The following is a 26,438-nucleotide window of genomic DNA, read 5'->3' as shown; positions in this document are numbered from 1 at the left end:
GCGATGAGCATTTTAAAAACAAAAGAACTTAGTAAAATAGGTTATATCAATGATAAAGCAAGAAGTCTGGTGATCAATACGATGGCTAAAAATTTCAAGCATCATACTAAAAATCAGATCATAGAATTATTAATCAATATTAAAAACACACCAGAGAATTATGTAGAAGACGAACACCTCGGCAAGATTGCCGAAACATTTATGGATAAGGTAAAGGAAGTGAATTTCCAATCTTACCATCTGTTACAGCAAAGTGGAATGCTGAAGACGTATGGCAGCAAAGAGATAGAGCATGGTGCAAAGAAACAAATGGAACTCGCCATGTCACTTCCTGTTGTTACTCAGGGCGCTTTAATGCCAGATGCCCATAGCGGCTATGGCTTACCCATTGGAGGTGTCCTGGCAACAGATAATGCGGTTATTCCTTATGCTGTTGGTGTAGATATCGGTTGTAGAATGGCCCTGAGCATTATAGATGAAGGTGATGGTTTTTTTAAGCGTTATAGTCACCAGATGAAAGTGGCTTTAAGAGAACTCACCCATTTTGGAATGGAGGGCTCATTAGACATACAGCCGGAGCATGACATTCTTGACAGCCCGGTTTTTAAAGAAACAGAACTGCTGAAGAAACTTCATGGCAAAGCATTCAGACAACTGGGTACTTCCGGGAGCGGCAATCACTTTGTAGAATTTGGCGAAATAGAACTCTATGAAAACAATACGCTGGGTTTACCGGCAAAGAAGTATATGGCCTTACTTTCGCATTCAGGAAGCCGCGGCTTAGGGGCTAATGTAGCGATGTATTACACCAAAATAGCCATGGATGTCTGCAGGTTACCAAAAGAGGCAAAGAGCCTGGCCTGGCTGGATATGAATACCGAAGCTGGTCAGGAATACTGGTTAAGTATGAACCTTGCAGGTGATTATGCCAGGGCCTGTCATGATGTGATCCATGCCAGTCTGCTGAAATCCCTGGGTTTACAAGCGCTTGCGAAAGTGGAAAACCACCATAATTTCGCCTGGAAAGATCAGTTAGCTAATGGAAAAGAGGTCATTATTCACCGTAAAGGTGCCACGCCTGCACATCAGGGAGAACTGGGCATTATTCCGGGAAGTATGGCTACCGCAGCTTATCTGGTAATGGGTAAAGGGATTGAAAATTCATTACACTCTGCTGCACATGGTGCCGGAAGGGCAATGAGCAGACAAAAAGCAAAGAACAACACCACAGCCTCTGCTTTGAAAAAAATGCTGGCCACCGCCGGCGTAACCTTAATTGGTGGAAGTGTAGAGGAAAATCCATTGGCCTATAAAGACATCGAAAGGGTAATGCATGCCCAGAGAGACCTGATTGAGGTACATGGAAAGTTCTTTCCTAAGATTGTCCGGATGAACAGAGATTAAAGACCGGGCATCATTAAAAATAAAGCCGTCTTCTTTTTGAAGATGGCTTTATTTTTGGCGAAAGAATTCTTCATTTTTATATTGCGCTGCCGACTCTTCCAGTCTTTTCCTGATTCTGGAAGCCAGATTTCTTGGCCCCAGGACTTTCATACATTCTCCAAAACCCAATATCTCCCGCTCCAGTTCAAAGTTCAATACCACATCGATCCTAATGATAATGCCATCGTGATCTTCCTGTAATAAGACCTGACTATGATGCAGAGGCTTGGTCAGTACATAAGGGGCATTCTTTTTATTTACTTTTAAGATCACCTTATGAGGGCGATCTCTTTCAGATTTCGTGACTCCAAGTAAATCTTCAAAATAGCGGTCAAAATCAACTCCTTTATATTCTACGAATGGCTCTTTGGTTAATTCCTGAAATTCCAGAATGCGGTCAAGCGCCAAAGTAATCAACGTCATGCCCTTTCTTGGTTTTGCAATCAGGAACCAGCGGTTCCTATATTCCTTTAAGAGATAAGGGAAGTAAATACTTTGCTGTGCCTTTAGTGCCTTAAAAGACTTATACTCGATGAGCAGCGGCACCTTATTCAGTATTGCGCTGTACAGAGGAGTAATAAATTTCAAGCCCCGGAGCTGTTTATTGCTTTCGAACTGAATGCAGTTTTTGCTTTGATTGGTAGATTTGTACAGGTTGTTTTCCAGCTTAGCAATCATATCACTCATCTCATCAAAGTAGCTAAAGCCATTAAACTGTTTTAAAACCCCGACAATCTCCTTCATCTTCTCAATATCGTTGTTATTGATCGGCGCTTTTGTGATGCTGTAATTAGGGTCACTATAAGCATAGTATTTACGGTCGGTAACGACAATAGGCGCATTATAGCCCAGCTTATCGCTCCTCATAATCTGGATATCCGACTGAACTGTTCGTTTACTTACCCCTGAGCTGATTCCTTCGTACTCGAATAGTACCGCAGCAACCTTCTCAATCAGGTCGTCGAGACTCCATTTCCGGAACCGGTTTTTTAAACATTCATCAATGGTTTTGTAACGGATGAGGGCTAATTTATTAATAGACATCTGAAATTTCCTTTTTATAAAAGTAATAAAAGCATTTGACTACGCAATACAACTGCGCATTTAAAACCGGCAGGCCATTAATTTGGAGAAAATTTAAAAATATCACCCTGATAATAAGAAAGATAAAAGAATAGCTCCAAATAAAAAACAACTGCGCAATTGTACTGCGTTATGACCCATGCATCTTTGTAATGTCAATCACAACGACAAGTTCTTTGAATCATATCAGTACATAAGTACTTAAAAATATTCCCGAAAGGGAATGGCAATACTACATCATTAGCGTCCGCAGTTGCGGGTTTCTGTATGGCCCCAAAGTATGGAGCAATTATGCTTTCATATCCTGGCGAATTAAGGTAATAGGTTGTCAATAACATGTATGGGTCATGGGTTCAAATCCCATTCCCGGTTTTCCGGGATAGCTCAGAGGTAGAGCAATACAAATTGCAGGTTCGAATCCTGCTTCCAACCAAAATTGGAATAGCAAAACTGGTAATGCAATGGATTTAAGATCCACTTAGAAGAAGAGGAACTTCACAAACCCTCGCTGTTAAGCATTGGAGAAAAACATTCGGCTTAAAACCCGATCATCAGGAGATCGGGAATAAAGCAATCCAAAAGAAACTTTGAAAGTCCGGAACGGGAAAGAAGAATGTTGATCTGTCAAATATGCCATACCCCTTAAGAACCGATCCTGAAAAGGGTGGATTGAAAGCAGGTAAAGCATCTTTAAAGATCAGAATATTCCTACCAGACGGGACTTCCGTATCCTTTGGATGAATGTTTTTCAAAAATGCTTGTTAAAAATGAAATAGAAAAGCTGCCGGAAGAATGCTCAAAGAGTGCAGCATTCTTCCTGATGTCAGGAGTAACAAATATTAAACCAACCAAAATTAAAATATATGAAAAGAGTAACCATTAATACCAACTCTGTGGGGTTGGTTTACAAAAACAGAGAATTCAAAAGAGTAATAACAGCCGGAAACTACTGGTTGGGATTTGGAGAAACTGTGGAAGTTTATGATCAGTCTAAAACCTTCATCGCTTCTACGGAGCTGGATGTACTCTTACAAAATAAAGATTTCGAAAACCTGATACACCTGGTGGAAGTCAGAGACAATACTTTGGTATTGGTTTATCAAAATGAGAACTTCAAGCAGGTCTTGACTGCCGGAAGATATGCTTTCTGGATCGGATTAAACAAATACTCCTTTCTGAATGTGGACCTGAATAAGTATGAGATCACTGAAAACATAGATAAAAGCACTTTGTTAAAGTCTTTGATGCAGCCTTATGTCAAATCTTTCAGAATTGAGAGCTATGAAGCCGCTTTGATGATGGTTGATGGAAAGTTTGAACGTGTACTGGAAGTAGGAAATTACATCTGGTGGAACAACAGCACGCTGATCCAGGTGTTGAAAACTGACTTGAGACAACTGAACATGGAAATCGCAGGCCAGGAAATTTTAACCAAGGATAAAGCGCAGTTGAGAATCAACTTTAGTGTTCAGTACAAAGTATCAGATGCCATCAAAGCCCTGTTGGAAAACAAGGAATTTGAGAAACAACTGTACGTATTGATTCAGTTATCTTTAAGAGAATTCATTGGAAGGCTAACTTTTGATGAGTTGATGGAAAGCAAGGAAAAGATTGCAAATCATGTCTTGACCAGCTCCGCAGCGAATGCCGCGCTTTTGGGTGTTGAATTACTCAACTGCGGATTGAAAGACATTATACTACCAGGTGACATCAAAGAAATCATGAATCAGGTTTTGATTGCTGAAAAAAGAGCACAAGCCAACCTGATTACGAGAAGAGAGGAAACCGCCTCTACCAGAAGTTTGTTAAATACGGCAAAACTGATGGAAGATAATGCCATGTTGTATAAATTGAAAGAAATGGAATATGTAGAGAAGATTGCAGAAAAGATCAACACGATCAGCTTATCCGGAAGCGGACAAATGATCGATCAGTTGAAGCAGATCTTTGTTAAATAATTAGGGTAATATTAAAAATATGTGCTCATAGAAATGAGAACAGCATTATATCATTAAGAATAAAATAATGAAACATATATTAAATGGGAACGAACTCATTGAAAGAGGTTATGCTCCCGGAAAAACACTCGGACTTGCATTAAGTCTGATTGAAAAAGGATTTGAGGAATTTAACAAAGAAGAACTCATCACCTTATTGCTGGAAGTAAAAGCAAAACCAGAGCAGTTCATCGATCATGAGATCCTGGAAAAACTGGCCACGGCCATCATTGAAGAAGCTGCGGCACCAGTAGATGAAACGATTGCGTTATCGGCACAGGCAACCGCTTATACCGTATACGGGGGAGACCAGATAGAAGAAGGTGCGAGAAAACAGATGAACATTGCGATGAGGTTACCTGTAAGTGTTGCAGGCGCATTAATGCCCGATGCACATCAGGGTTACGGTTTGCCGATAGGAGGTGTTTTAGCTACCCGTAATGCAATTATACCATATGGTGTGGGTGTCGACATCGGTTGTCGGATGGCCTTATCTGTATTCGATATTTCAGAAAGCCATTTCCATGAAAATGAGGCTCAGTTCAAAAGAGAATTGATTGCACATACTAAATTTGGCGCCGGGCATGGTTTTCATGGCCAGTATAAAGCAGATCATGAAGTATTGGAGCGTGCAGAGTTTAACCTGACGCCGATGATCAAAAACCTGCATGATAAGGCTTATTCACAGCTGGGAAGCTCTGGTGGTGGAAATCACTTTGTGGAATGGGGGATTATTGAATTTGAGAAAGACGATGGTGCTTTAAACATTCCGAAGGGAAAATACCTTGCCTTACTGACGCATTCCGGCTCACGTGGATTTGGGGCAACAGTAGCCGGGCATTATACCAGGCTGGCTAAAGAATTATGTAAGCTTCCACAGGAAGCCGTAAACCTGGCTTATCTGGATATGAATTCTGAAGCCGGACAAGAATACTGGCTGGCGATGAACCTTGCGGGTGATTACGCTTCTGCCTGTCATGAGGTGATCCATAAGAAACTAACAAAAGCCATTGGAGCAGAGGTGTTGGCCAGGGTAGAAAACCACCATAATTTTGCCTGGAAAGAGGTCTGGAACGGAGAAGAAGTGATTGTTCACCGTAAAGGGGCTACCCCTGCCGGTAAAGGAGTGATGGGGATTATTCCAGGCTCTATGACCGCTCCGGGTTTCCTGGTCCGCGGAAAAGGAGAGACCGCAGCGATCAACTCTGCTTCTCATGGTGCCGGAAGATTGATGAGCCGAACAAAAGCCATTCAGAACATCTCCAGAGATCAGATGAGGGCTATCTTGAAGGAACATAAAGTTACCTTAATTGGCGCCGGATTAGATGAAGCCCCTATGGCTTATAAAGACATCAACCTGGTGATGGATGCTCAAAAAGAGCTCGTAGACGTTGTGGCCAGGTTTAGTCCGAAAATCGTCCGTATGGCCGATGACGGGAGCCGGGAGGATTAAATAGAAAAGGTTCGGAAATGATATTCCGAACCTTTTCTATTTATTTAAGAATTGTTATTTGAACATATTTTTCAACGCTTCCAGTTTCAATTGTAAGTCACCTTCCGGTTGTGCTTTTCCTTTTTGCTCAGGTTTATGAGCAGGTTTTGGCTTAGCATTTGACGGTTTGTTAAAGGATTTCGCTTTATCTGCTGGTTTTCCAGAATTTTTAGACTTAGGTGCCCTTGCCTCTCCTGTTTTCATCGATAAGGAAATGCGTTTACGTGCTACATCCACTTCCATAACCGTCACCTCTACCTTTTGGTGTACTTTTACCACATCATTTGGGTTTGCGATAAAGCGGTCAGACATCTGGCTGGTATGTACCAAACCATCCTGATGCACACCTATGTCAACAAAAGCGCCGAAATTGGTAATATTTGTGACGATTCCAGGAAGCTTCATTCCGATTTTCAGGTCTGAGATCTCGTTTACCCCATCGGTGAAGCTGAATGCTTCAAATTGCTCCCGGGGATCTCTTCCCGGCTTAGCCAATTCATTCATGATGTCATTTAATGTTGGCAATCCGATCTCTTCACTTACATATTGCTGCAATTTGATTTGCTTTCTCAACGCGGCATCTTTCACCAGTTGGGCAACGGTACAGTTCAGATCTCTGGCCATTTTATTCACCAAAGCATAACGCTCCGGATGCACACCACTTGCATCCAGCACATGTTCTGCATTTCTGATCCTTAAGAATCCTGCAGCCTGCTCAAATGCTTTATCACCTAAACGGGGAACCTTTTTCAGGCTCTCTCTGTTTTTAAACGCGCCATTCTCATTTCTATAGGTTACAATATTTTGTGCCAGCTGCGGCCCAAGACCGGAAACATAAGCCAATACCTGTTTCGAAGCGGTATTCAACTCTACTCCTACCGCGTTTACGCAGCTCATTACCGTATCATCCAAAGACTGTTGCAATTTATTTTGATCCACATCATGCTGATACTGTCCGACACCAATCGATTTAGGATCGATCTTTACCAGTTCTGCCAATGGGTCCATTAATCTTCTGCCGATAGAAACTGCACCACGAACCGTGATGTCCTGGGTTGGAAATTCTTCCCTTGCCACATCTGAAGCCGAATAGATAGAAGCCCCGTTTTCATTGACCATCACCACTGTGATTTCCGGCAATTGCAATCCACGGATAAACACTTCTGTTTCTCTTCCTGCAGTACCATTACCGATAGCAATGGCTTCTATTTCATATTTTTTACAAAGCTCCGTAATTTTATCTGCTGCATTCTTCACATTCCCTTGTCCGGTATGTGGATAGATTGCTGTATTTTCCAATAACTTTCCTTGTCTGTCCAGGCAAACCACTTTACATCCGGTACGGAATCCAGGGTCGATGGCCAATACATTTTTCTGTCCCATTGGTGCTGCCAACAAGAGTTGTCTGGCATTTTCGGCAAATACCCTGATGGCTTCCTCATCAGCTTTATCTTTAGAAAAAGAGCGGATTTCTGTTTCCATTGCCGGGCCTAACAATCTTTTATAGCAGTCCTGAATAGCCAGTTTTACCTGTTTACTACCCGCTGTATTTCCTTTTACAAACTGTTCTTCTAAAATAGAGATTGCGCCTTCTTCCTCCGGCATGGTCTCCAATTTTAAGATAGATTCGTTTTCTCCTCTTCTCATGGCAAGAACACGGTGTGATGGTGCCGCTTTCAAGGGTTCCTCCCATTCGAAGTAATCTTTATACTTAATTCCCTCTTCTTCTTTACCCTTCAGGACAGAGGATTTGAAGGAAGCTTTTTGCTGAAAATATCTGCGCATTGAAGTTCTCACGTCAACATGCTCATTGATGATCTCTGCAATGATGTCCCTTGCTCCGGATAGTGCTTCGTCTGTAGAGTTTACGCCCAGTTCCGCATTTAAGAAGGCTTCGGCCTCTGAGTCAGGATTAATTTTCCCTTGTTCCAGAATCATCAGTGCTAAAGGTTCCAGTCCTTTTTTTCTTGCTTCTGAGGCTCTTGTTTTACGCTTAGGCTTATAAGGAAGATAAATATCTTCAATTGTTGCGATATTTGTCGCCGCGTTGATCTGAGCTTCCAGTTCAGGGCTCAGCTTATCCAGGGCAGCCAGCGCTTTAAGGATTGCTTCTCTGCGCTTATCCAGCTCACGAAGCTGCTGAAACCTGTCGCGGATAGCCGCCACCTGTACTTCATCCAGGCTACCCGTCATTTCTTTACGGTAACGCGAAATAAAAGGAACAGTTGCTCCTTCATCTAACAATTCAATAGTCGCAATAACCTGCTTTTCAGCTACCGAAAGTTCAGCAGCAATTATTTTAGAATGGTGACTCATTTAAAGATCTTTTGGTATTCTAACGTACAATTGGGGCCAAAATTAATTCTAACAATCGACATCCTCAAATAAATAAAATGTTAATGAATTGTTGCGCCCCGGTTAGGTTGGATAAAAAAAAATCCCGCTGGGTTTTGACCAACGGGATAATATCATAGTGTATATGAAATAGCTTATTTTGCTACGTACATTACTTCTTTAACTGCTTTAATCACTTTTTCAGCATTAGGTAAGCTAGCTGCGATCAGTGTAGGTGCATATGGAAGTGGAACATCCGCACAAGTGATACGCAATACCGGAGCATCTAGGTAATCGAAAGCATTCTTTTGGATATTAAATGCAATCTCGGAAGAGATAGAAGCCAATGGCCATGCCTCTTCAACAATTACCAAACGGTTTGTTTTCTTTACAGACTCGATGATAGTTGCATAATCGATAGGACGTACTGTACGTAAATCGATTACTTCTACATTGATTCCATCTTTAGTCAGCTCTTCTACAGCCGGGTTTACCACACGGGTTAACATTTTACCGAAAGTAACGATGGTTACATCGCTTCCTTCTTTAACCACGTTTGCTTTACCGATTGGCAGGTAATATTCCTCTTCAGGAACTTCTCCTTTATCGCCGTACATCACTTCAGACTCCATGAAAATTACCGGATCCGGATCAAGGATAGCTTGTTTTAACAGACCTTTAGCTTCGTAAGGAGTAGATGGAACCACAACTTTTAAGCCCGGGCAGTTTGCATACCAGTTTTCAAAGTTCTGAGAGTGCTGAGCACCCAGCTGACCTGCATTTCCGGTTGGCCCACGAAATACGATCGGAACAGGAAACTGTCCACCGCTCATCGACAACATTTTGGCTGCACCGTTAATAATCTGATCAATAGCAACCAACGAGAAATTGAAAGTCATAAATTCTATGACCGGAATCAATCCATTCATTGCTGCGCCAATACCAATACCGGCAAAGCCTAATTCAGCAATAGGAGTATCAATTACGCGTTTGTCGCCAAACTCGTCTAACATACCCTGACTTACCTTATAAGCACCATTGTATTGCGCTACCTCTTCACCCATCAAGAAAACGTTCTCATTTTTACGCATTTCTTCACTTAGGGCTTCGCGTAACGCTTCTCTAAATTGAATTTCTCTCATTGTATATTCAAATATTAACTGTTGGCAAATATAACTATTGTAAATTAATTATGAAGTAGTGTTTTAATTACACTTTGTTTTCCATCGGTTCACCAAAATGAATGATGTTTCCATTGTTGTCTAAAATCGAGAACTGGTGCATTCCCCAGGCCATTTCTGCCAGCTTACCATTTGGGTGAACCACTCCCAGAGGCTCATATTGTTGATACAATTGCTCAACTTTATTTACATTGATATAACAACCGGTATGCTTTGGAATCTCCGGATCGGTGGTTGGCCAGAAGTGTAAAGAGATGTCATCTTTACTAAAAATCAGGTATCCATCCCATTCGGAATGAAAGGTAAAGTCTAATTTTCCGGTGTAAAAAGCGATGGTTTCAGCTGTATTTACCGAAGCCAGAATGGGTACTGCAGAGACAAGCATAGGCATAGTTTTTTATTTTCCACAAAGGGTAAGGTAAGGGCAATACATGCAATTATCGGCTACTGTTGTGTGTACAAAAGGGACATCAGGATTGAACAATTCTTCCAGTTTTTGCCGGAGCAGGTTGGTAAAATTTCCTTTCATATCGTCGAGTTGTTCCGCCTGTAGCAACACTTTTTTCCGGTTTTCCCTCAGATAGAACAAGGTTCCTTCTTCCCGCATTTTACGAATGATGTAAAGGTTGGGTTCTACCCCCGTGATCCCTTTAGCCTGTTCGTAAACGTAGGTATAGAACAAAGTTTGCACGAGTGCCTTGTTTTGTTTATTACTTTCTGTATCAAAAAGCTCTTCAATGGAAGAGAAGCCGATTTCGTCTCTTCCTGTTTTATAATCCACGATTCTCGTGACCCCATTGCGCTGATCTACACGGTCGATGATTCCAAACAGGGTCAGCTGCCGCTCCTCTCCTTTCACCTTTATAGGAAAAGGGATGACATAATCTTCATCATTTTCCAGTTCTACCAGGGTAAAAGGAGCTTGATTTTCATCATGATCAAGGATCACATTTGCATATTCGGCTACAATGGCCAGCATAACCTGCTGCATTCCATTGTGCTCCAATATTTTCTCTTCCTCTTTAAACATCACAAAGGCAAAGGCACGTTTACAGAGTTCATCCAGGTTTTTCCTGTTATCAATAATCCTTTCCCTGGTGATATAGGGGCTTTCGGCCTGAAGTTTCTGATAAAAGCGCTCCAATACAAGGTGTAAAGTAGAGCCGATACTATTTGCTTCCAGGTTTTCTGCCAGCTCTTCCGGCTCTTCAATTTTGGCAATATATTTATAGAAAAACTGTACCGGACAGTTGAGATAAGTCGTCAGTCTCGTCGCCGACAATTTCGCAGAGGGTCCCTCCTGTCCATCCAGATATAAGTTTAACCTGCGGAGGGTTTCTCCTTCTTTTTTTATCTCGACATTCAGCGCTGACCCGATAGCAACAGATTGCGACTGGTCAAAATATTTAAAGGTATAACCACTTTCAAACTCCAGCTGACGAAGGAAGCGGCTAGGCTCTCCGGTATTGTTATCATCCCCCTGTCCGTTATAAACCAGGCTTACTTTCTTTGAGCGTTGCAATAAACGGTAAAACATATAGGCAGAAATGGCATCCTGATTTTCGATTACCGGCAAACCATATGCCCTTCGGATGCTATCGGGAATAAAGCTTGGCGAAACATTTACCTGTGGGAGGATTCCTTCGTTCACCCCCAGGACATATACATGTTCAAAATCAAGGCTCCTGCTTTCCAGCAACCCCATTACCTGCACTCCCTGCAAGGGCTCCCCACTTAAGGGGACCGCAATTCCCTGCACTGCTTTTTGCACAAGAGAAAGCACGAAAGAAAGTGGCAATTGAGCCGCATAATCTTCCAGGGTGTCGTGCAGGCGGTTTAACTCTTTTAAGGTCGCCCCAAACAAATCTGCTTCCGTTTGTTTTAACGTTTTATCTTCCAGTTGACGTTCCAGAATGAGCCTGAATATTTTCTGGAGGTTATTTATCGCTGCCAACCCCTTGTGTACTTTGGTAAAAAACAGGCTGGATAACTCATCTGCATGTAAGGTCAGCACAGGAACCTCTATTAATTGTTCTTTTAAAATTTCCTGTTGTACCAGATCTCTTTGTTCAGCAGACACACCGGTAAGCGGATGTGATAAAAAAGCCTCTACCTCCCGGTAATAAACGGTATCCTTTTTACCTTCGATCAGTTGCGCCTGAATGCTCAGCCAAAGGTCTGCCAGACCGAAAATAGAAGTGGCCAGCAGCGGGTATCCCATTGTGACGTTGAGGTCTATATTAGAAATTCCATCAGCATGCTGATATGTGGTAGGGATCGTCTGTAATACCGGCAGGAGCAGGCTCTCATCAGCGAGAATCAGGGCTATTTTGCCGGCATTGTCTGCTGCCTCAAGCAGCGGATAATCCTGTAATAATTCCTGCTGCAGGATCTTTGCCTGTGCAGTTTGTCCCTGCGTTTTGTATACATTAATTTCTTTTTGATGGCTTCGGATCAGGTCTTTACTGGGCCCAAGTGCATTCGGAAGGCCTAGTTTCTGTATATTTTTTCTCAGGAACAAACCCGCCTCCTGCGTTTCATCCTGCAGGTAATAGTTATCCGTATCGAAATAGAACAAAGCTTTTTCTTCTTTATTCCAGCGTTTAAAGATGACTGCTTCTGCATTGCTGAGTGCATTAAAACCGGCAAAAACGAGTTTACCTTCGCTGAAGTCATCTATAAAAGATAACCGGTCTGCCTTCCCTTCCGCGAGCTGACGGTAGATATTGGCCATCGTAGTATATCCCCTCTCTTTCAAAGCCTCATGGAATCCCCGATATAGCTTAGGCATGCGCCTCCACATACGGATGAACTGTTCCTGATGGTTCTGCTGCCTGCCTGAAGAGAAAGAAGACCAGAATTGTTCTAAAAACTGTTGTTGCTCTGACGTCAGGTGCTGAAATTCCTTTTCAATCACCGCAATATCTTCCAGCTCCCGGAACAGCTGATCCGCATTTACCAGGTCGTTATCCAATTGCGAGAAGTCACTCAAAATGATTCTGGCAATGGGATAAAATACATCAGGATTGAGTGCTTTTCCACCTTCTTCGGCCAGTAATTTATTGTACTGCTGCAGCAAGGTAAAGAACTGGGTAAAGCCATCGGCAACCTGTAAATCTGTAGCGCGCGCAAAAAACTCCTGAATGGTAAAAAATGAGGGACTCCAGAAAGGTTTTCCTATCGTATCTGCAAGGTGGTTCTGCAAATAAGGCACCGGGCGTTTGTTGTTAAAAACAACCGCAGCATGGTGCAGGTCTCTGCCCAATCGTGCTACCAGATCTTCCGCTACTTCTTTTAAAAACGCAGTCATTTTTATACTAATTTTAATTCAGCACTATGTGCATAAAACAAATAGGTCTGTACTTTCTGATAGCCCATAGCCAGCAGCAGGTCCCGATATCCATAAACCTGTTTGATATGGGCATCACTTTCCTTAAGGGTGAATTTATAGTCGATCACCACCACTTCGTTTCCTGAGATCAACACTTTATCCGGACGGTATGTTTTTCCGCGGATATCTATAATACTTTTTTCATTAATTGTTTCTTTACCCGTTCCGAGCAAGGCCTGTAATTCGCTATGTTCCAATACATTTACCGCCTGTCTTCTCAGTGCAGGAAGCTCTTCTGATTTAAAGACCCCTTCATTGAGCATGGTCTTCAGCACTTCATCTGCCTGCGCAGCATTCGCTGAAAGGGCAAGAACTTCATGTAAAATACTCCCCTCCCTGCCTGCATTTGTACCGGTGAGCATTTCCAGCTCCCTTCTTTTCAACTTATTATTGAATACTTCATTCAATCGTCCCGAAGTTGGATATTCCTGAAGGCTAATCATCTCCGGATGCGCTTCTTTCTGGGCTGATGAACCGGTCTTTTTGATTACAGGTTCATCCACGATAAAGCTTCCTTCTTCATTTAGCTGCTCTTGCAGGGTCATCGCCAGAAGGTCTCCAATGGTACTGATGGTATCCGTTTTTTTCCCCAGACAGGTGATGTACAGGTATTCCTTTGTTCTTGTCGTAGCTACATACAACATATTGAGCGCATCCATATTATTGTACAACAATTCTTCATAATAGGGAATGGCTACTGCAGACTGGCCCAGTTCCTTACTATATTTCAAGGGGATACTCTGCAGCTGATGATAAGGCGTATGCTCTGTAGGCACCCAGAAGATGCTATTGGGCTTACCATTGATTTCCCAGTTACAGAATGGCACCATTACCATTTTAAAGGCAAGTCCTTTAGATTTATGAATGGTAATTACCTGCACTGCATCTGTATTTTCTGAAGATGGCAATGTTTTTCTACGTCCTTCTTCTTCCCAATAGGTAAGAAAAGAAGTGATTCCTTTTTCTCCCTGTCGGGCAAAGTTTCCCGCCAGATCCCTCAATGCAAACAGGTAAGGCAGCTGAGCGGCATGGCTGGGCTGACTTAAGCCGTAAGCATGGATCAGTTTTTCCAATAATTCAGGAAGCGGTTGCTGCATCCAGCTTTTCCAGTTTTCACAAAGCCCGGCGGGCAAAATATCGGATAAGTCTTCCAGGCCTTTAATTTTTAGGTTAAACAGCTGTTCCGATTGTACTTTTTCCTCCTTTAGCTGTGCATATAAACTGATGCAATTCGCCTTATATAAGGCCGTGTTATTTGGAAGTCCTGCCATTACCATCAGGGTATTGATCAGGATCTTTATTGCTATATTATTTTCGATAAGCAAAGCCTCTCCGGAAATCACATTGATGTTGTTCTCCATTAAGGCATCTACAACTGCAATGGCCTCTGAATTGGAACGCACCAGGACACAGGCATCTCCGGCCTTATATCGCTGCTCTTCGACAATAAGACGGGTTAGCGTAGCGACCATTCTTCTTAAAGCCTCCTCCTTAAATCCGGTTCTTCCCAGACTTGCCCCATCGGCATCCGTTTTTAAAACAGAGAAGTCAATACTTCCACCGGAAGCGGTTTTCGGAGTAAGTTTTTGAGCCACCTCTGCATAAACATCTGTAATGATATGACCAAGGCCTCTTTCTTCCCACCAGCCGGTGAGTTTCTGATTGGCCTCCTGTGCGGCTATAGTTTCATTCAATCGTCCCTGCATCAACATTGGTAAAGCTTTAAAAAGCATGTTGTTAAACAGAATGATATTTTCCGTACTTCTGTAGTTTTCCTCCAGATTAGCGGCGGTCACATAACTTTCCCCAATGTCCTTTTTGGCCTGCTGATGAAGGATATTCCAATCCCCGTTACGCCAGCGGTAGATCGATTGTTTTACATCGCCCACAATCAGATGGTCAATCAGCCTGCCATTGGCTTCTGCCATGGCGTTCTTCAAAAGGGGTTTAAAGTTTCCCCATTGATTGGCGGAGGTATCCTGAAATTCATCAAACAGAAAATGACGGTACCGGCTTCCGGTCTTTTCCCAGATAAAGGCCGGGTTATCGTCGTCGTTACCGGTAATTCCTTTCAGGAGATTTTGGGCATCACTGATCAGGAGGTTGCCACTCTCCTGCCGGTAAGTTTTAAGGAGAACGGCCATTTCCTGCATCAGGCGCAGGTAATATAAATTTTTATTAAAAGCCTGTGCCAGGATATAATCCGGCAAGCCAGAGATATAGCATTGATACAATTGATCCAGCATTGGATTGAGGCTTGGATATAAAGCATCATTTGTCCCTGCTTTAAACCATTCTTCCGGTTCATTGATCAGTTTTGCAATGCTTTCAATTTTGGGAAAATCACCATCGGCAATCTTTGAAATGGACAGCAAGGGAGAGCGCGATTTTCCTTTCAGCTGATCGGTACTGATATTAGCCGATTCAAATAAGGCATTGGCACGCAGCGCTCTTTCTTTGAGGTCGCTTTCAAATAAAGTGATCTGCTGCCGGGTAGATTTACTGTACTCTCCGAACATCACATTTAAATCACTATGCTGGATAAGCTCCTGGATCGCATTGTCGAAGGGTTGGTAACGTTCTTTGAATATTTCGCCGGCAAGATCTATCAGCTCATTTCTATAATTCCAGCTAATGTTATTATTGATCCGGTCCATGGCCAGATCGATAATCCATTGCAGCAGATTAGGATTACTATCCATCTGTTCATCCAGCTTATCGGCCAGCTCATTTTTTACCTTTTCAAAGTTCATTTCCAGGGCGTATCCGGAATCTAAGCCCAGCTCAAAAGCAAAACCCCTAATGACCTTCTGTACAAAACCATCGATGGTACTGACAGAAAAGCGGCTGTAATCGTGTAATATTTTTTTATAGATCCTTTCTGATTTTTCCTGCAGGAGGGTTCTGTTTAAATCAGGATGGGCCTGCAAAACCAGGATTCTGTAATCTTCTACCTCTTCCTGTCCCAATGCAAAGCCTCTAAGCACTTCCATGATCCTGGTTTTCATCTCTTCGGTAGCCTTATTGGTAAAGGTGACCGCCAGAATTTCACGGTATTTCGTTTCTCCAGACAGCAGTAAGGTTAAATAATGTGCTGTAAGACTGAATGTTTTACCGGATCCTGCGGAAGCTTGTAATATTTTTAGAGGCTGTTGCGGCATTAGGTAAAGCTAAAATATTCTGCTGAGGTTTTTGCAAAATAGTAGACGACTTAATTAGTAGACAATTTTATATTATGATTACACAAAGATCTCAATAGTTTCTTACTTTTGATTTAGCATCTATGGGCGTTTGAAAAGAACGCTTATTAAACGATAAAACACATGACAATGAAAAGAATAGCTTTAATCCTTTTTACTTTTGCAGCCATTTCAACAAGCAGTTTTGCTCAGGCAACAAAAGAAGCCGTAAAGATTTACAATCCTTCAGCTAATGCGCAGGCCGACATTGACGCTGCTGTAGCCAAAGCCAAAAAAGAAGGCAAACACGTATTTATACAAGTTGGTGGTAACTGGTGCTCCTGGTGTATCGCCTTCCATAATCTGGTAGCAGATACCCCTGAACTTAAAACGGTTCTTAATGACAATTATGAAACAGTCCTTGTAAATTATAGCAAGGAGAACAAGAATGAGGCGGTATTGGCGAAATTGAATTATCCGGGGCGTTTTGGGTTTCCGGTATTTCTGATTCTTGATGGGGATGGAAAATTACTACATACCCAGAATTCAGCCTATCTGGAAGAAGGCAAAGGACATAGTGTTAAAAAAGTAACCGAGTTTCTGAAAAACTGGAATGTTGCTGCACTAAAACCAGAGCATAACAAATAAGTATTTTAAAATGATCCTGCAGCACTGATCTCAACGATCAGCGCTGCAGGATTTTCTTATTCTCCGTCTCCGTATTTAAATGCCGCACTTACCGTTACCGGCAATTTCCCTGATGGGACAAATTGATTTTTAAGAACTGAAGCTGCTGCACGTTGCATAAAATCTTCTTTCTGATAAGCCACAATCAAGCCCTTACTATTTTCAAGGCCAGGTAAGGTACTCATGTTATAGGGGTTGGCAAACAGTGCAAATACCGCATTTTTATCTGCCATATCTTTGATAAACATCTTTAAATCGGCAGTTAACACCATTCCATTTCCCGGACGGTTTCTCGCATCATGAATCCCTATGATTACCTGATCAAAACCAGAAATTTCTCTCGTTACCTTTGCAATGGCATTGGCGTTGGCATTTTTATCCAGGGTATAAAAAACTGAATTTTTGTAATACGTTGCCAGGTCTTTCTGGAAAGTAGTTACATTAGGCGTACCGATACTGATAATGATTGTTCTTTTTTCTGCTGACAATGTTTTAAGAAATTGTTTTCCCCTTAAAACGGTCATGGAAGCATCCGCCAGCTGTTGCAACAAAGCCTGACTCTCCAGTCTGTTTACTTCTGAAAAAACATGCTGTTCATTCACTGTGTCTTTTACATTTAAGCCAGCCCAATATTTTGCCGTCAGGATTTTCTTTACACTTTCATCAATCCTGTCCATACTGATCCGGCCTTCTCTCACCGCTTTACGAACCAGTTTAATGGCACGCGCACTATTCTCTGAAAGCTCCAGAATGTCGTTCCCGGCAATGATCCCCATAACATCTGCTTCCCCGTCTTTAAAGTATTTCACCACTCCTTTCATTCCCATTGCATCAGAAATAATGATGCCTTTAAATCCAAGCTCTTCTTTTAAGATACCAGTAACAATTGGTTTAGATAAAGTGGAGGGCATATTAGGTGTATTGTCCAGTGCCGGAATATTCATATGAGCAATCATCACTCCTGCTGCACCTTCTTTAATCAATTCTCTGAAAGGATAAATCTCCAGGCTATCCAGCCGCGCCTTGGTAAAAGGTAGTTTTGGAAGATCATAATGTGAATCCACATCGGTATCTCCATGTCCCGGAAAGTGTTTCAAGCTCACCAGCAGTCCGCCGTCCTGCATTCCTTTCATATAAGCCGAGGCTTTAGCTGTTACATTGTATTTATTTTCACCAAATGACCTGAAATTGATCACCGGGTTTTTAGCATTGTTATTGACATCCACATCCGGGGCAAGGTTCATGTGCATACCGATCCGCTTATAATCTTTAGCTACTTCCAATCCCATCTTATAAATCAGCTGTTTATCCTGAATGGCACCCAATGCCATCTGGTAAGGATAAGAAATGGTACTATCCAAGCGCATCCCCAGCCCCCATTCTCCATCAGAGGTGATGAGTAAAGGAACACGTGCCAGAGATTGATATTGATTGGTTAATACCGCCTGCCTGACGGGACCACCCTGAAAGAAGACCAGACCACCAATCTTTTCTTTTTTAATTACCCTGCCTATAGAGTCTTCATAGACTTTACCCATATCAGTATGCGCCCTGACAAAGAACATCTGTGCAATCTTCTGACGCTTATTTAGCTTATTAAATACGGAATCCACCCATTGGTTCGGGCTCGCTAAAGTTTCCAGGTAGGTTTTCTTCTGTGCCTGAGCTGATGACAGCCCACCGAATAGAATTACGAGAGCGGCTATAGGATACTTCAATTTCATTTAGTTGTGCTTGGTTAAATCTCAAAGTTAAACAAAAAGCATTCAGATAAAAGGAAGGCTGATGTAACAAAAAAGGGGGAGAAATTGGGTTAAAAAAAAGAACCCCGGCCCTATTTAAAGGTACCGGGATTTGCTTTCCATAGGTAAATGGAATTAAAAAGTATAACCTAATGACAAGGCAAAGCCTTTATTTTTCAGTTTATCCTGATTGATGTCGTCATTAAATGTTTTCTGGAAGTCCATCGTATATCTTCCATTCACATTGATATTGGGTGTGATGTTATAACCTAAACCAACGACACCACCAGCGATGGATTTTTTATAATCTTTTTTATCCGTAAAAGTGTCTCCTACCTGTTGTCCGTTCACTTTGAATGAAGCATCACGGGAAAGCAGGAAGGAAGCCTGAGGACCAGCAAAAATGGTCAGTTCAGGAGTAGGTCGGTAACCAATCAGTACCGGTACATCCAGGTATCCCAGTTTCGAATCAAACTCTGTCGTATTGGCACCTATGGTTTCTTTTATTTTACCTCCTTTTTGAGAATAGATTACTTCCGGTAAGAATGCAAAACCACCACCCATTGGGAGATCAGCATATACACCCGCCTGGAATCCAACTTTAGAATCGGTAGAATAACTTTGGTCACCAACCGTCATTTTTCCCATGTTCATTAAATTAGCTCCGGCCTTAATACCGAATCTCATTTGATCATTTGCCGCAGCCTGTGAAGTTTGTGCCTTTGTTTGGAAGGCCAGACCACTGAGGGTCAGACCCAATCCTATAATGAATAATTTTTTCATAACTGTCGATTTTAATATTGTTAAAATTCGGACAGGGTATTGTAATAACCATGCCAAAAAAGGGCATTTTAAAGGATTTCCGTCAGAACAACAGGAGTTAAAACAACTGACTTACAGACAATTAAAGTCAAAATGCAAAATTCAAAAAGGCTTCAGTAAGCACAACTTTCAATTGTCCCAAATCCAGCACAGCCGGAAAAACCTCAGGAGTTCCTCAGGCCATGCGCCCGACCGGCATATCGGGATTCTTCCTGTAGCAGGTATTGTTTTTAAGCCCTTTAAATAATGTCCTGTCTAAAGTTCAGAAAAAGGAATGCAAAAAAAAGAGGGTACCTTAACAGGTACCCTCTTCTGATTAATTATAACTTCTGAGATTAGAATTTCACACCTACACCTACAGAGAATACCTGGTTTTTGTATTCAGGAGTTTGCTTGGTTCCATCTTCATTGTTTTTCTGGAAATCAAGGGAATAACGGCCATGTAAGTCAAATTTATCATTGATATCATACCTGAATCCAATTACCCCACCAACAAGGCTCTTTTTAAATTTATCAGCATCCTCATTGTATTCATCCTGAATCACCACTGTTCCAAAACCATTTTCAAACTTGTTTTTTGTTGAAGTTAAGAAAGAAACTTGTGGTCCTACAACCAGGTTTAATCCTGTACCTCCTACATTGATACTTGCCAGAATAGGAATATCAATGAAATGAGTGGTTTGTGTGAATTCTCCAAAACCAGTTTCTGCTTTATATCCTTTAGTGGAATATAACAGCTCCGGAGTAAATGCAAGTCCTTTAATCAGATTGATGTCTAAGGTTATACCGGCATTAAAACCAGGATTTACTTTTGTTTTGAAATCGTTGTTTCCATCTCCCTTAATAATATTGGGAAGGTTTAAACCTGCTTTAACCCCTAACCTGATGGGGCTTTGTGCATTAGCTGCACCAGCAACAAATAGGCCTAAGGCCAGAATAATGATCTTTTTCATATGGTGTTGTTTTATCCGAGGGTCTTAGAAAGAAATGTGCCAGAATTTCTAGCACCCTTAAAAAGAGAAATAAAAGCTGCTTAACGATTCATTTAGAGCAAATTAGCTTTAAAGCCCATTCTACCCATATTCCTTGTCCCTGTTGCTGGTTTCTCACTGTAATTGTATCAAATTTGATACAAAAAAGCTACTCCACTCAGAAGATACGATCAGAAAGCCCGGGAAATTTATAATTGACATTTTCGATTTAGCTTCTTTTAGTTTCAATAACGTTTGTTTATACTTACGTATAATTACGATTAGTGTTATCCATCATTAAATCTATTCAGATGTCGGAATTTTCAGCCGAAGTAATCGGCACTATGGTCATGATACTTTTAGGGAACGGTGTAGTTGCCAATGTTGTTTTAATGGGAACAAAAGGAAATAATGGAGGTTGGATTGTCATCACCACTGCCTGGGCGCTGGCTGTTTTTGCAGGCGTTGTGATTGCGGGGCCATATAGTGGTGCTCACCTTAACCCGGCTGTCTCCATCAGCCTTGCCCTCATCGGTAAGCTGAGTTGGGCCAAAGTACCAGTTTACATCCTGGCCCAGTTTACAGGCGCCTTTTTAGGGGCTTTCCTGGTATGGCTGACCTATAAAGATCACTATAAGCTGACCGAAGACCAGGGAGCTAAGCGTGCTACATTCTGTACTGCCCCTGCTATCAGAAATACCTGGTCCAACCTGATCAGTGAAATCATTGGCACATTTGTTTTGATCTTTGTTATCTTTCATTTCAGCGATGCCGCTATGGGCATCAGTAAAACCCCAATAGGTTTAGGCTCTCTGGGGGCTTTGCCAGTTGCGTTCCTCGTTTGGGTTATCGGCCTTTCACTTGGAGGAACGACAGGTTATGCCATTAATCCTGCAAGGGATCTGGGGCCGAGAATTATGCATGCAATCTTACCTGTTCATGGGAAAGGAGACAACGACTGGGGGTATGCCTGGATTCCCGTAATCGGTCCATTGATTGGTGCTTCCCTGGCTGTTGCACTGGATCTTTTGATAAAGATATAAATACCTTTTTAGCACTCACTTATTTCATTTTTAACGCGTTTTTGCCAAAGGAGCGGCCAATAACTCTTCCAGTTTTTTATCCAGTTCTTCTCCTCTCAGGTTTCTGGCAATGATCACCCCATTAGGGTCAATCAGCACATTGGCAGGAATTGCCCTGACTCCGTATAGCTTAGCAGCAGCACTATTCCAGAAAGCAAGGTCCGAAACATGTGTCCAGCTCAACTGATCGTCTTTAATTCCTTTTAACCAGGCCTCTTTATTTTTATCCAGAGAGACGGCAAAGATGTCAAATCCTTTTTCATGATATTTCTGATATGCTTTTACCAGGTTTGGATTTTCCCTTCGGCAAGGCCCACACCAGGATGCCCAGAAGTCAAGCAGCAGGTACTTTCCAAAATGACCGGATAACTTAATTGATTTTCCTTCAGGTGTCAGGCCTTCAAAATCAGGTGCTTTATTTCCGATCCCAACCGCAGTTAACACTTTTACCAGATCATTCAATACCGCAACATATGGTGTGTTGGCCAGAGAAGGGTCCAGCAATTGCAGATTTTGTTTAATTTCTTCCGGGCTCAATCTATAAGAAAAGTCTCTGTAAAGTACATAAGCAGCGACAAGAGAAGCTGGGTTCTGCTTAATAAATTCCTCTATTTTAACCTCTTTTTGTTTTTTATAACTGCTGAATAAATCATTGGCAGCAGATCCGGTAACCACAGAATTCTTGTAGTAAGCGGTCTCGTCCAGTGTTACATTTACCTTACCTTTTTCTAAAAAAACATACAGCGGACTTTCGTCCTTATTTGTCGTTAAACCATATAACTCGGGCAGCTTAAGTGTTTTATTAAATTTAAAAACTCCATCTTTAAGTTCTGCCGAATCCAGGGTAAAAAACATTTTGTTATCAAATTTCTGAAGATAAACCTTACCAGAACTTTGCCCCTTAACTGTCCCTGTAATTTCTACACCAGCTTTCTCCTGTGCATATAGCGCTGCATTGCTAAAAAGCAATGATAACGCAGCTATTGTTAATATTCTCATCGTATATCAATTGATTTAATTCAAATCTTTTGTTTCCTCAAGACTTAGAGGAAAACAAAGGTAAATAAATAAACTACTAATTCCATAGACTTTAAATAAATTACTCTTCCCATTAATTAGAACTACCTTCACCAGATCAGGGCGATGATGCCGGAAATCGTGATGATCATTCCATTGGAACAAATCTTTAATACACTCATTGATAGTTTTATAGAAAATAAGTTGGCATCGCAGAACATTTTTTAAACAAAGATCTTGCAGCCCATCTGAAAGACAATTTAACGCGGCTTTATAAGGAAAACCTTCTTTTATCTGCCGGAACCGGAAATGACACCTTAGTGAAATTTTACTTACCAATAAACCCAGAATGAGCATTACAGGATGGCTAAAAGTCATGTAAATTAGCATAACTTTAATAGAAATTCGCTCCAGGTTATGAAAAGAAAGCTCTCCTTAATTGAAGGTACGATGTACGCAGGCGGCAGCTCAGCCGTTAATGTTGTATCCGGAATTAGAATTAAAGGAATCCTCTCTGAAAAAGCTTTATATGATGCGCTCTCAAAAGTTCAGGAAAAACATCCTTTACTGATGGCAAATGTTGTAGAAGAAGAGGATGGTATTCCCTATTTCACCGAACGAAAGGACATCTCCGGAATTCCTGTTCGCATAGTCAGAAGGTACGGCAATGAAGATTGGGAAAAAGAATCAATAACCGAATGCCTGACTCCTTTTACCTTATCGGGCCAACCTTTGGCCAGGCTGGTATGGATCAGGTCGGAACAAATCTCTGATTTGATTTTTGTTTGTCATCATTGCATTTGTGATGGCAGATCCGTTTTAACCATGATGGACGAAACCCTTCGGTTGCTGGCACAACCAGATCTGGACATCGGCACTTACCCATCCATTTTATCCGTTGAAGAACTGGTTCCCGATGCCATCAGGCTCAATAGAGCTAATAAGATAAAAGTCCGTCTCTTTGCTAAAGTAGTTAAGCTGAGTTTAAGGTTACTATCTCTGAAAAAAGAGATCAAAAGAGATCGTCCATACCTTCTTCACTGGAAAATAAACAGAGATGAATCTGCTATGATTCTGGAGACCTGCAAGACTGCAGGGATTTCCATTCATGCCGCATTATCTGTTGCTTTTCTAAAGGCCCATCAACAGATCAGCACACTTAAATCACATTCCAGACTTTATTGTGCGGTAGACATGAGAAAATTTCTCCCTGATGTCAAAGAAGATATGTTTTTCGCTTTTCCGGCAATGATTCCGCTTCAGTTAAAAAACAGCAAGGCCAATGACTTATGGACTCATGCAAGACAGTTTAAAGAAAAACTTCAGCAGGAGATCAGCAAGATTGATGTCAATAAATTATTTATGTACAGCAGCGGACTTTTGCGGGAGTTGCCGAGAATGAGTAAATATGCCAGAGCAGAAAGAGGGGCTCATGACTTTACATTTTCCAATATGGGAAAGGTAAATATCAAAGAAAAGTATGGATCTCTTGAGGTAGAAACTTTACACTCCCCTTCTACTTTGTTTCCTTTTGGCAATCCAAGCACCTTATTCAGCACCTCGTTCAGAGGAGAGATTGACTTTATATTTACATCAGACGAAGAATTCTTAAAAAAAGAAGATGCAGTGATCCTGAAAACGAATGCCATGCAACTATTGATCAATCCAACGAAACCTTGTTCATGATTAATGTCATTCTTTCCTGTCGTAAATTACCCTTCATTTTGTCGTTTCCACCTATCACCCATCCGGGAAAGTCCTGCTAATTTTACATCATTCAATTATTAACCAGAATCATTCAATTAAAATCGAACAAGATGAATACAACAAATCAGGTCAACATTACAGTCGAAGCGACCGTAAACGCACCAGTAGAAACCGTTTGGAATGCATGGACTTCTCCGGAACATATTGTAAAATGGAACTGCGCTTCTGAAGACTGGCATACGCCTAAAGCAGAAAACGATATCCGTACAGGTGGTAAGTTCATGTCAAGAATGGAAGCTAAAGACGGAAGTTTCGGATTTGATTTTGAAGGTATTTATGATGAGATAAAAGTTAACGAAATCATAGCCTATACACTTGGGGACAATAGAAAGGTAAGAATTACTTTTAACGGAAATGGGAACAGTACTGCCATCAGCGAGACTTTCGAAGCGGAAAGCACCAATCCAATCGAAATGCAGAAAGGTGGTTGGCAAGCCATCCTGGATAATTTTAAAAAATATACCGAGTCATTATCGGATTAAAAATTATATCCAGTTGTAATAAACCTCTTTCCAAAATAAAAGCGCTTTAGACATTAAGTCTAAAGCGCTTTTGCTACATTTTACTAATCTGCGGAGAGAGAGGGATTCGAACCCTCGATACCCTTTTGAGGTATACACACTTTCCAGGCGTGCTCCTTCAACCACTCGGACACCTCTCCTTTTTGCGGATTGCAAAAGTAGAAAAAAAATTGAATGCTACAATATTTTAATCAATAACCGTAATTTTTAACATATTGGTCTTCCCTTTTCTTTCCATTGGAATGGCCGCCGTGTTAATGATCACATCGCCTTTTTTGATCATTTTATGCTTTTTAAGCAGGTTATTTACATCCTGAATAGTTTCATCAGTGCTTTCAAATTTATCATAATAGAAGCCCTGAACACCCCATAACAAGCTCACTGTATTTAACAATGCCAGGTTACTGGTAAAAATATAAGTTAATGCTTTAGGCCTGTGACTAGAGATTTCAAAAGCTGTATAGCCACTTAAGGTCATAGAAACGATACCCACTGCATTCGTCTGTTTTGATAAAAAGCAAGCAGTATCGCAAATTGCATCGCTCAGGAAGCTTTCAGATTTCGGTTTAAGGAACTTTTCCGGATGGAACGGATAGTTGTTCACCTCGATATTTTGAATGATCTTCTGCATTGTTTCGATAACAATAAGCGGGAATTCACCTACTGAAGTCTCACCGCTTAGCATTACTGCATCCGCACCATCAAGAACAGAATTCGCCACATCATTCACCTCAGCACGTGTTGGTCTTGGTGTAGTGATCATACTTTCCAGCATCTGAGTTGCAATAATTACTGGTTTCGAGGCCGCTCTACATTTCTGAACGATCATTTTTTGCAACAATGGAACTTCTTCCATCGGCATTTCCACTCCCAGGTCACCACGGGCAACCATGATTCCGTCAGATACTGCAATGATCTCATCAATATTTGCAATTGCCTCAGGTTTCTCGATTTTAGCGATTACACGGGCAGTTTTACCTCTTTGCTGAATAATATCTTTCAGTTCGACAATATCTTCTGCATTACGCACAAAAGAGAGTCCGATCCATTCTACATCGTTTTCGAGAACAAACTCTAAATTTTTACGGTCTTCCACAGTAAGAGAAGGGATAGAAACTTTAGTATTTGGTAAGTTTACACCTTTTCTTGAAGTCAGGATTCCACCATGAACGATCTCACAAAGCACCTCATCAACAAGGTTGGTTTCGATCACCCTCATCTGCAGTTTACCATCATCCAGAAGGATAATTTCTCCCGCTTTTACGTCTTTCGGGAAGGTGTCATAAGTAATGTAAATACGCTCTTCATTACCGATACATTCCTTAGTGGTGATGACCGTTCTGTTTCCGTTAACTAAGTGAATACCACCATCTTTCACCATTCCAATTCTAATCTTAGGTCCTTGTAAATCAGCAAGGATACCAACATTATAATTGTGTTTTTTATTAAGACTGCGGATGGTATCCAATACCTCCTGATGATCTGCCTGAGAACCGTGCGAAAAATTTAATCTGCATACGTCCAGTCCGGCATTAAACATGCTAAATAAAACTTCTGGTTTGGCTGAAGCAGGACCGAGCGTCGCTACGATTTTTGTTCTAGAATGAAATGGTTTCATTTTGGTTACTTAAATTTATATGGACCAACAAAATGAAGGTTTTGATGTAAAAAACCAATGTTGGCCTGGTTATTAATATTTTTTTTCTGAATGTTGCAAAATCAAATATAG

18 protein-coding genes and 2 tRNA genes are annotated in these 26,438 nt (G+C 41.5%); 8 read left to right on the top strand and 12 right to left on the bottom strand.

Annotated elements, in window-relative coordinates:
- Positions 1 to 3 precede the first annotated feature (3 nt).
- The gene (locus BFS30_RS05955) at positions 4 to 1,404 is read left to right on the top strand and encodes an RtcB family protein (protein ID WP_069378438.1); all 1,401 of its coding nucleotides are present in this window, start codon (positions 4 to 6) and stop codon (positions 1,402 to 1,404) included.
- Between the two features lie 48 nt (positions 1,405 to 1,452).
- Here BFS30_RS05955 and BFS30_RS05950 read toward each other — a convergent pair whose 3' ends face one another.
- Entirely contained in the window at positions 1,453 to 2,487 is a 1,035-nt protein-coding gene (locus tag BFS30_RS05950) for a helix-turn-helix transcriptional regulator (RefSeq protein ID WP_069378437.1), read from the bottom strand.
- 414 nt (positions 2,488 to 2,901) lie between these two features.
- Here BFS30_RS05950 and BFS30_RS27700 point away from each other — a divergent pair.
- The 3 genes from BFS30_RS27700 (at position 2,902) to BFS30_RS05935 (ending at position 5,976) form a co-directional block, all read left to right on the top strand.
- Positions 2,902 to 2,959: transfer RNA gene (locus BFS30_RS27700), tRNA-OTHER, on the top strand.
- Between the two features lie 430 nt (positions 2,960 to 3,389).
- Positions 3,390 to 4,484 carry a slipin family protein gene (locus tag BFS30_RS05940; RefSeq protein WP_069378435.1) on the top strand — a complete coding sequence of 365 codons (1,095 nt, stop codon included), beginning with the start codon at positions 3,390 to 3,392 and terminating at the stop codon, positions 4,482 to 4,484.
- A gap of 67 nt (positions 4,485 to 4,551) precedes the next feature.
- The gene (locus tag BFS30_RS05935; RefSeq protein ID WP_069378434.1) at positions 4,552 to 5,976 is read left to right on the top strand and encodes an RtcB family protein; all 1,425 of its coding nucleotides are present in this window, start codon (positions 4,552 to 4,554) and stop codon (positions 5,974 to 5,976) included.
- A gap of 54 nt (positions 5,977 to 6,030) precedes the next feature.
- On the opposite strand, the gene BFS30_RS05930 is transcribed toward BFS30_RS05935, so the two are convergent.
- The 5 genes from BFS30_RS05930 to BFS30_RS05910 all read right to left on the bottom strand — a co-directional run bounded on the left by BFS30_RS05930 (position 6,031) and on the right by BFS30_RS05910 (position 16,082).
- A complete protein-coding gene (locus BFS30_RS05930; RefSeq protein WP_069378433.1) occupies positions 6,031 to 8,331 on the bottom strand; it encodes a Tex family protein in 2,301 nt (766 codons plus the stop codon).
- 173 nt (positions 8,332 to 8,504) lie between these two features.
- Complete coding sequence (locus tag BFS30_RS05925; RefSeq protein WP_069378432.1) at positions 8,505 to 9,491, bottom strand: pyruvate dehydrogenase complex E1 component subunit beta; 987 nt, start codon at positions 9,489 to 9,491, stop codon at positions 8,505 to 8,507.
- A gap of 67 nt (positions 9,492 to 9,558) precedes the next feature.
- Positions 9,559 to 9,921, bottom strand: a complete 363-nt coding sequence (locus BFS30_RS05920; RefSeq protein WP_069378431.1) for a bleomycin resistance protein — start codon at positions 9,919 to 9,921, stop codon at positions 9,559 to 9,561.
- Positions 9,922 to 9,927: 6 nt separating this feature from the next.
- The gene (locus BFS30_RS05915) at positions 9,928 to 12,840 is read right to left on the bottom strand and encodes a PD-(D/E)XK nuclease family protein (RefSeq protein WP_069378430.1); all 2,913 of its coding nucleotides are present in this window, start codon (positions 12,838 to 12,840) and stop codon (positions 9,928 to 9,930) included.
- Positions 12,841 to 12,842: 2 nt separating this feature from the next.
- A complete protein-coding gene (locus BFS30_RS05910) occupies positions 12,843 to 16,082 on the bottom strand; it encodes a UvrD-helicase domain-containing protein (protein ID WP_069378429.1) in 3,240 nt (1,079 codons plus the stop codon).
- A 168-nt stretch (positions 16,083 to 16,250) separates the two neighbouring features.
- On the opposite strand from BFS30_RS05910, the gene BFS30_RS05905 reads away from it, so the two are divergent.
- A complete protein-coding gene (locus tag BFS30_RS05905; RefSeq protein ID WP_069378428.1) occupies positions 16,251 to 16,748 on the top strand; it encodes a thioredoxin family protein in 498 nt (165 codons plus the stop codon).
- Positions 16,749 to 16,804: 56 nt separating this feature from the next.
- Here the strand turns inward: BFS30_RS05905 and BFS30_RS05900 are convergent, their stop codons facing one another.
- From BFS30_RS05900 to BFS30_RS05890, 3 genes are all read right to left on the bottom strand, one after another.
- A complete protein-coding gene (locus BFS30_RS05900) occupies positions 16,805 to 18,511 on the bottom strand; it encodes a glycoside hydrolase family 3 protein (RefSeq protein ID WP_069378427.1) in 1,707 nt (568 codons plus the stop codon).
- 153 nt (positions 18,512 to 18,664) lie between these two features.
- The gene (locus tag BFS30_RS05895; protein WP_069378426.1) at positions 18,665 to 19,312 is read right to left on the bottom strand and encodes a porin family protein; all 648 of its coding nucleotides are present in this window, start codon (positions 19,310 to 19,312) and stop codon (positions 18,665 to 18,667) included.
- 374 nt (positions 19,313 to 19,686) lie between these two features.
- Complete coding sequence (locus BFS30_RS05890; protein ID WP_069378425.1) at positions 19,687 to 20,304, bottom strand: porin family protein; 618 nt, start codon at positions 20,302 to 20,304, stop codon at positions 19,687 to 19,689.
- Between the two features lie 329 nt (positions 20,305 to 20,633).
- Between BFS30_RS05890 and BFS30_RS05885 the strand changes: the two genes are divergently transcribed.
- Positions 20,634 to 21,365 carry an MIP/aquaporin family protein gene (locus BFS30_RS05885; RefSeq protein WP_069382316.1) on the top strand — a complete coding sequence of 244 codons (732 nt, stop codon included), beginning with the start codon at positions 20,634 to 20,636 and terminating at the stop codon, positions 21,363 to 21,365.
- 30 nt (positions 21,366 to 21,395) lie between these two features.
- Here the strand turns inward: BFS30_RS05885 and BFS30_RS05880 are convergent, their stop codons facing one another.
- Positions 21,396 to 22,403 (bottom strand): TlpA disulfide reductase family protein, encoded by a 1,008-nt coding sequence (locus tag BFS30_RS05880; RefSeq protein ID WP_069378424.1) that lies wholly within the window; start codon positions 22,401 to 22,403, stop codon positions 21,396 to 21,398.
- 435 nt (positions 22,404 to 22,838) lie between these two features.
- On the opposite strand from BFS30_RS05880, the gene BFS30_RS05870 reads away from it, so the two are divergent.
- Entirely contained in the window at positions 22,839 to 24,107 is a 1,269-nt protein-coding gene (locus BFS30_RS05870) for a condensation domain-containing protein (protein WP_069378422.1), read from the top strand.
- Positions 24,108 to 24,238: 131 nt separating this feature from the next.
- Entirely contained in the window at positions 24,239 to 24,670 is a 432-nt protein-coding gene (locus BFS30_RS05865; protein ID WP_069378421.1) for an SRPBCC family protein, read from the top strand.
- A 91-nt stretch (positions 24,671 to 24,761) separates the two neighbouring features.
- Here BFS30_RS05865 and BFS30_RS05860 read toward each other — a convergent pair.
- Positions 24,762 to 24,849: transfer RNA gene (locus tag BFS30_RS05860), tRNA-Ser, on the bottom strand.
- Positions 24,850 to 24,896: 47 nt separating this feature from the next.
- Positions 24,897 to 26,327 (bottom strand): pyruvate kinase, encoded by a 1,431-nt coding sequence (gene pyk / locus BFS30_RS05855; RefSeq protein WP_069378420.1) that lies wholly within the window; start codon positions 26,325 to 26,327, stop codon positions 24,897 to 24,899.
- Positions 26,328 to 26,438 lie beyond the last annotated feature (111 nt).

Source organism: Pedobacter steynii (assembly GCF_001721645.1).
Lineage (GTDB): Bacteria > Bacteroidota > Bacteroidia > Sphingobacteriales > Sphingobacteriaceae > Pedobacter > Pedobacter steynii_A.
This window is presented reverse-complemented; position numbering and strand designations above follow the sequence as displayed.

Bases quoted from the DNA above. Each gene is read 5' to 3' on its own strand.
- BFS30_RS05870 (WP_069378422.1), top strand. From the start codon at position 22,839: ATGAAAAGAAAGCTCTCCTTAATTGAAGGTACGATGTACGCAGGCGGC.
- BFS30_RS05920 (WP_069378431.1), bottom strand. From the start codon at position 9,921: ATGCCTATGCTTGTCTCTGCAGTACCCATTCTGGCTTCGGTAAATACA.
- BFS30_RS05885 (WP_069382316.1), top strand. From the start codon at position 20,634: ATGTCGGAATTTTCAGCCGAAGTAATCGGCACTATGGTCATGATACTT.
- BFS30_RS05935 (WP_069378434.1), top strand. From the start codon at position 4,552: ATGAAACATATATTAAATGGGAACGAACTCATTGAAAGAGGTTATGCT.
- BFS30_RS05925 (WP_069378432.1), bottom strand. From the start codon at position 9,491: ATGAGAGAAATTCAATTTAGAGAAGCGTTACGCGAAGCCCTAAGTGAA.
- BFS30_RS05915 (WP_069378430.1), bottom strand. From the start codon at position 12,840: ATGACTGCGTTTTTAAAAGAAGTAGCGGAAGATCTGGTAGCACGATTG.
- BFS30_RS05900 (WP_069378427.1), bottom strand. From the start codon at position 18,511: ATGAAATTGAAGTATCCTATAGCCGCTCTCGTAATTCTATTCGGTGGG.
- BFS30_RS05910 (WP_069378429.1), bottom strand. From the start codon at position 16,082: ATGCCGCAACAGCCTCTAAAAATATTACAAGCTTCCGCAGGATCCGGT.
- BFS30_RS05955 (WP_069378438.1), top strand. From the start codon at position 4: ATGAGCATTTTAAAAACAAAAGAACTTAGTAAAATAGGTTATATCAAT.
- BFS30_RS05865 (WP_069378421.1), top strand. From the start codon at position 24,239: ATGAATACAACAAATCAGGTCAACATTACAGTCGAAGCGACCGTAAAC.
- BFS30_RS05890 (WP_069378425.1), bottom strand. From the start codon at position 20,304: ATGAAAAAGATCATTATTCTGGCCTTAGGCCTATTTGTTGCTGGTGCA.
- BFS30_RS05880 (WP_069378424.1), bottom strand. From the start codon at position 22,403: ATGAGAATATTAACAATAGCTGCGTTATCATTGCTTTTTAGCAATGCA.
- BFS30_RS05950 (WP_069378437.1), bottom strand. From the start codon at position 2,487: ATGTCTATTAATAAATTAGCCCTCATCCGTTACAAAACCATTGATGAA.
- BFS30_RS05940 (WP_069378435.1), top strand. From the start codon at position 3,390: ATGAAAAGAGTAACCATTAATACCAACTCTGTGGGGTTGGTTTACAAA.
- pyk (WP_069378420.1), bottom strand. From the start codon at position 26,327: ATGAAACCATTTCATTCTAGAACAAAAATCGTAGCGACGCTCGGTCCT.
- BFS30_RS05930 (WP_069378433.1), bottom strand. From the start codon at position 8,331: ATGAGTCACCATTCTAAAATAATTGCTGCTGAACTTTCGGTAGCTGAA.
- BFS30_RS05905 (WP_069378428.1), top strand. From the start codon at position 16,251: ATGAAAAGAATAGCTTTAATCCTTTTTACTTTTGCAGCCATTTCAACA.
- BFS30_RS05895 (WP_069378426.1), bottom strand. From the start codon at position 19,312: ATGAAAAAATTATTCATTATAGGATTGGGTCTGACCCTCAGTGGTCTG.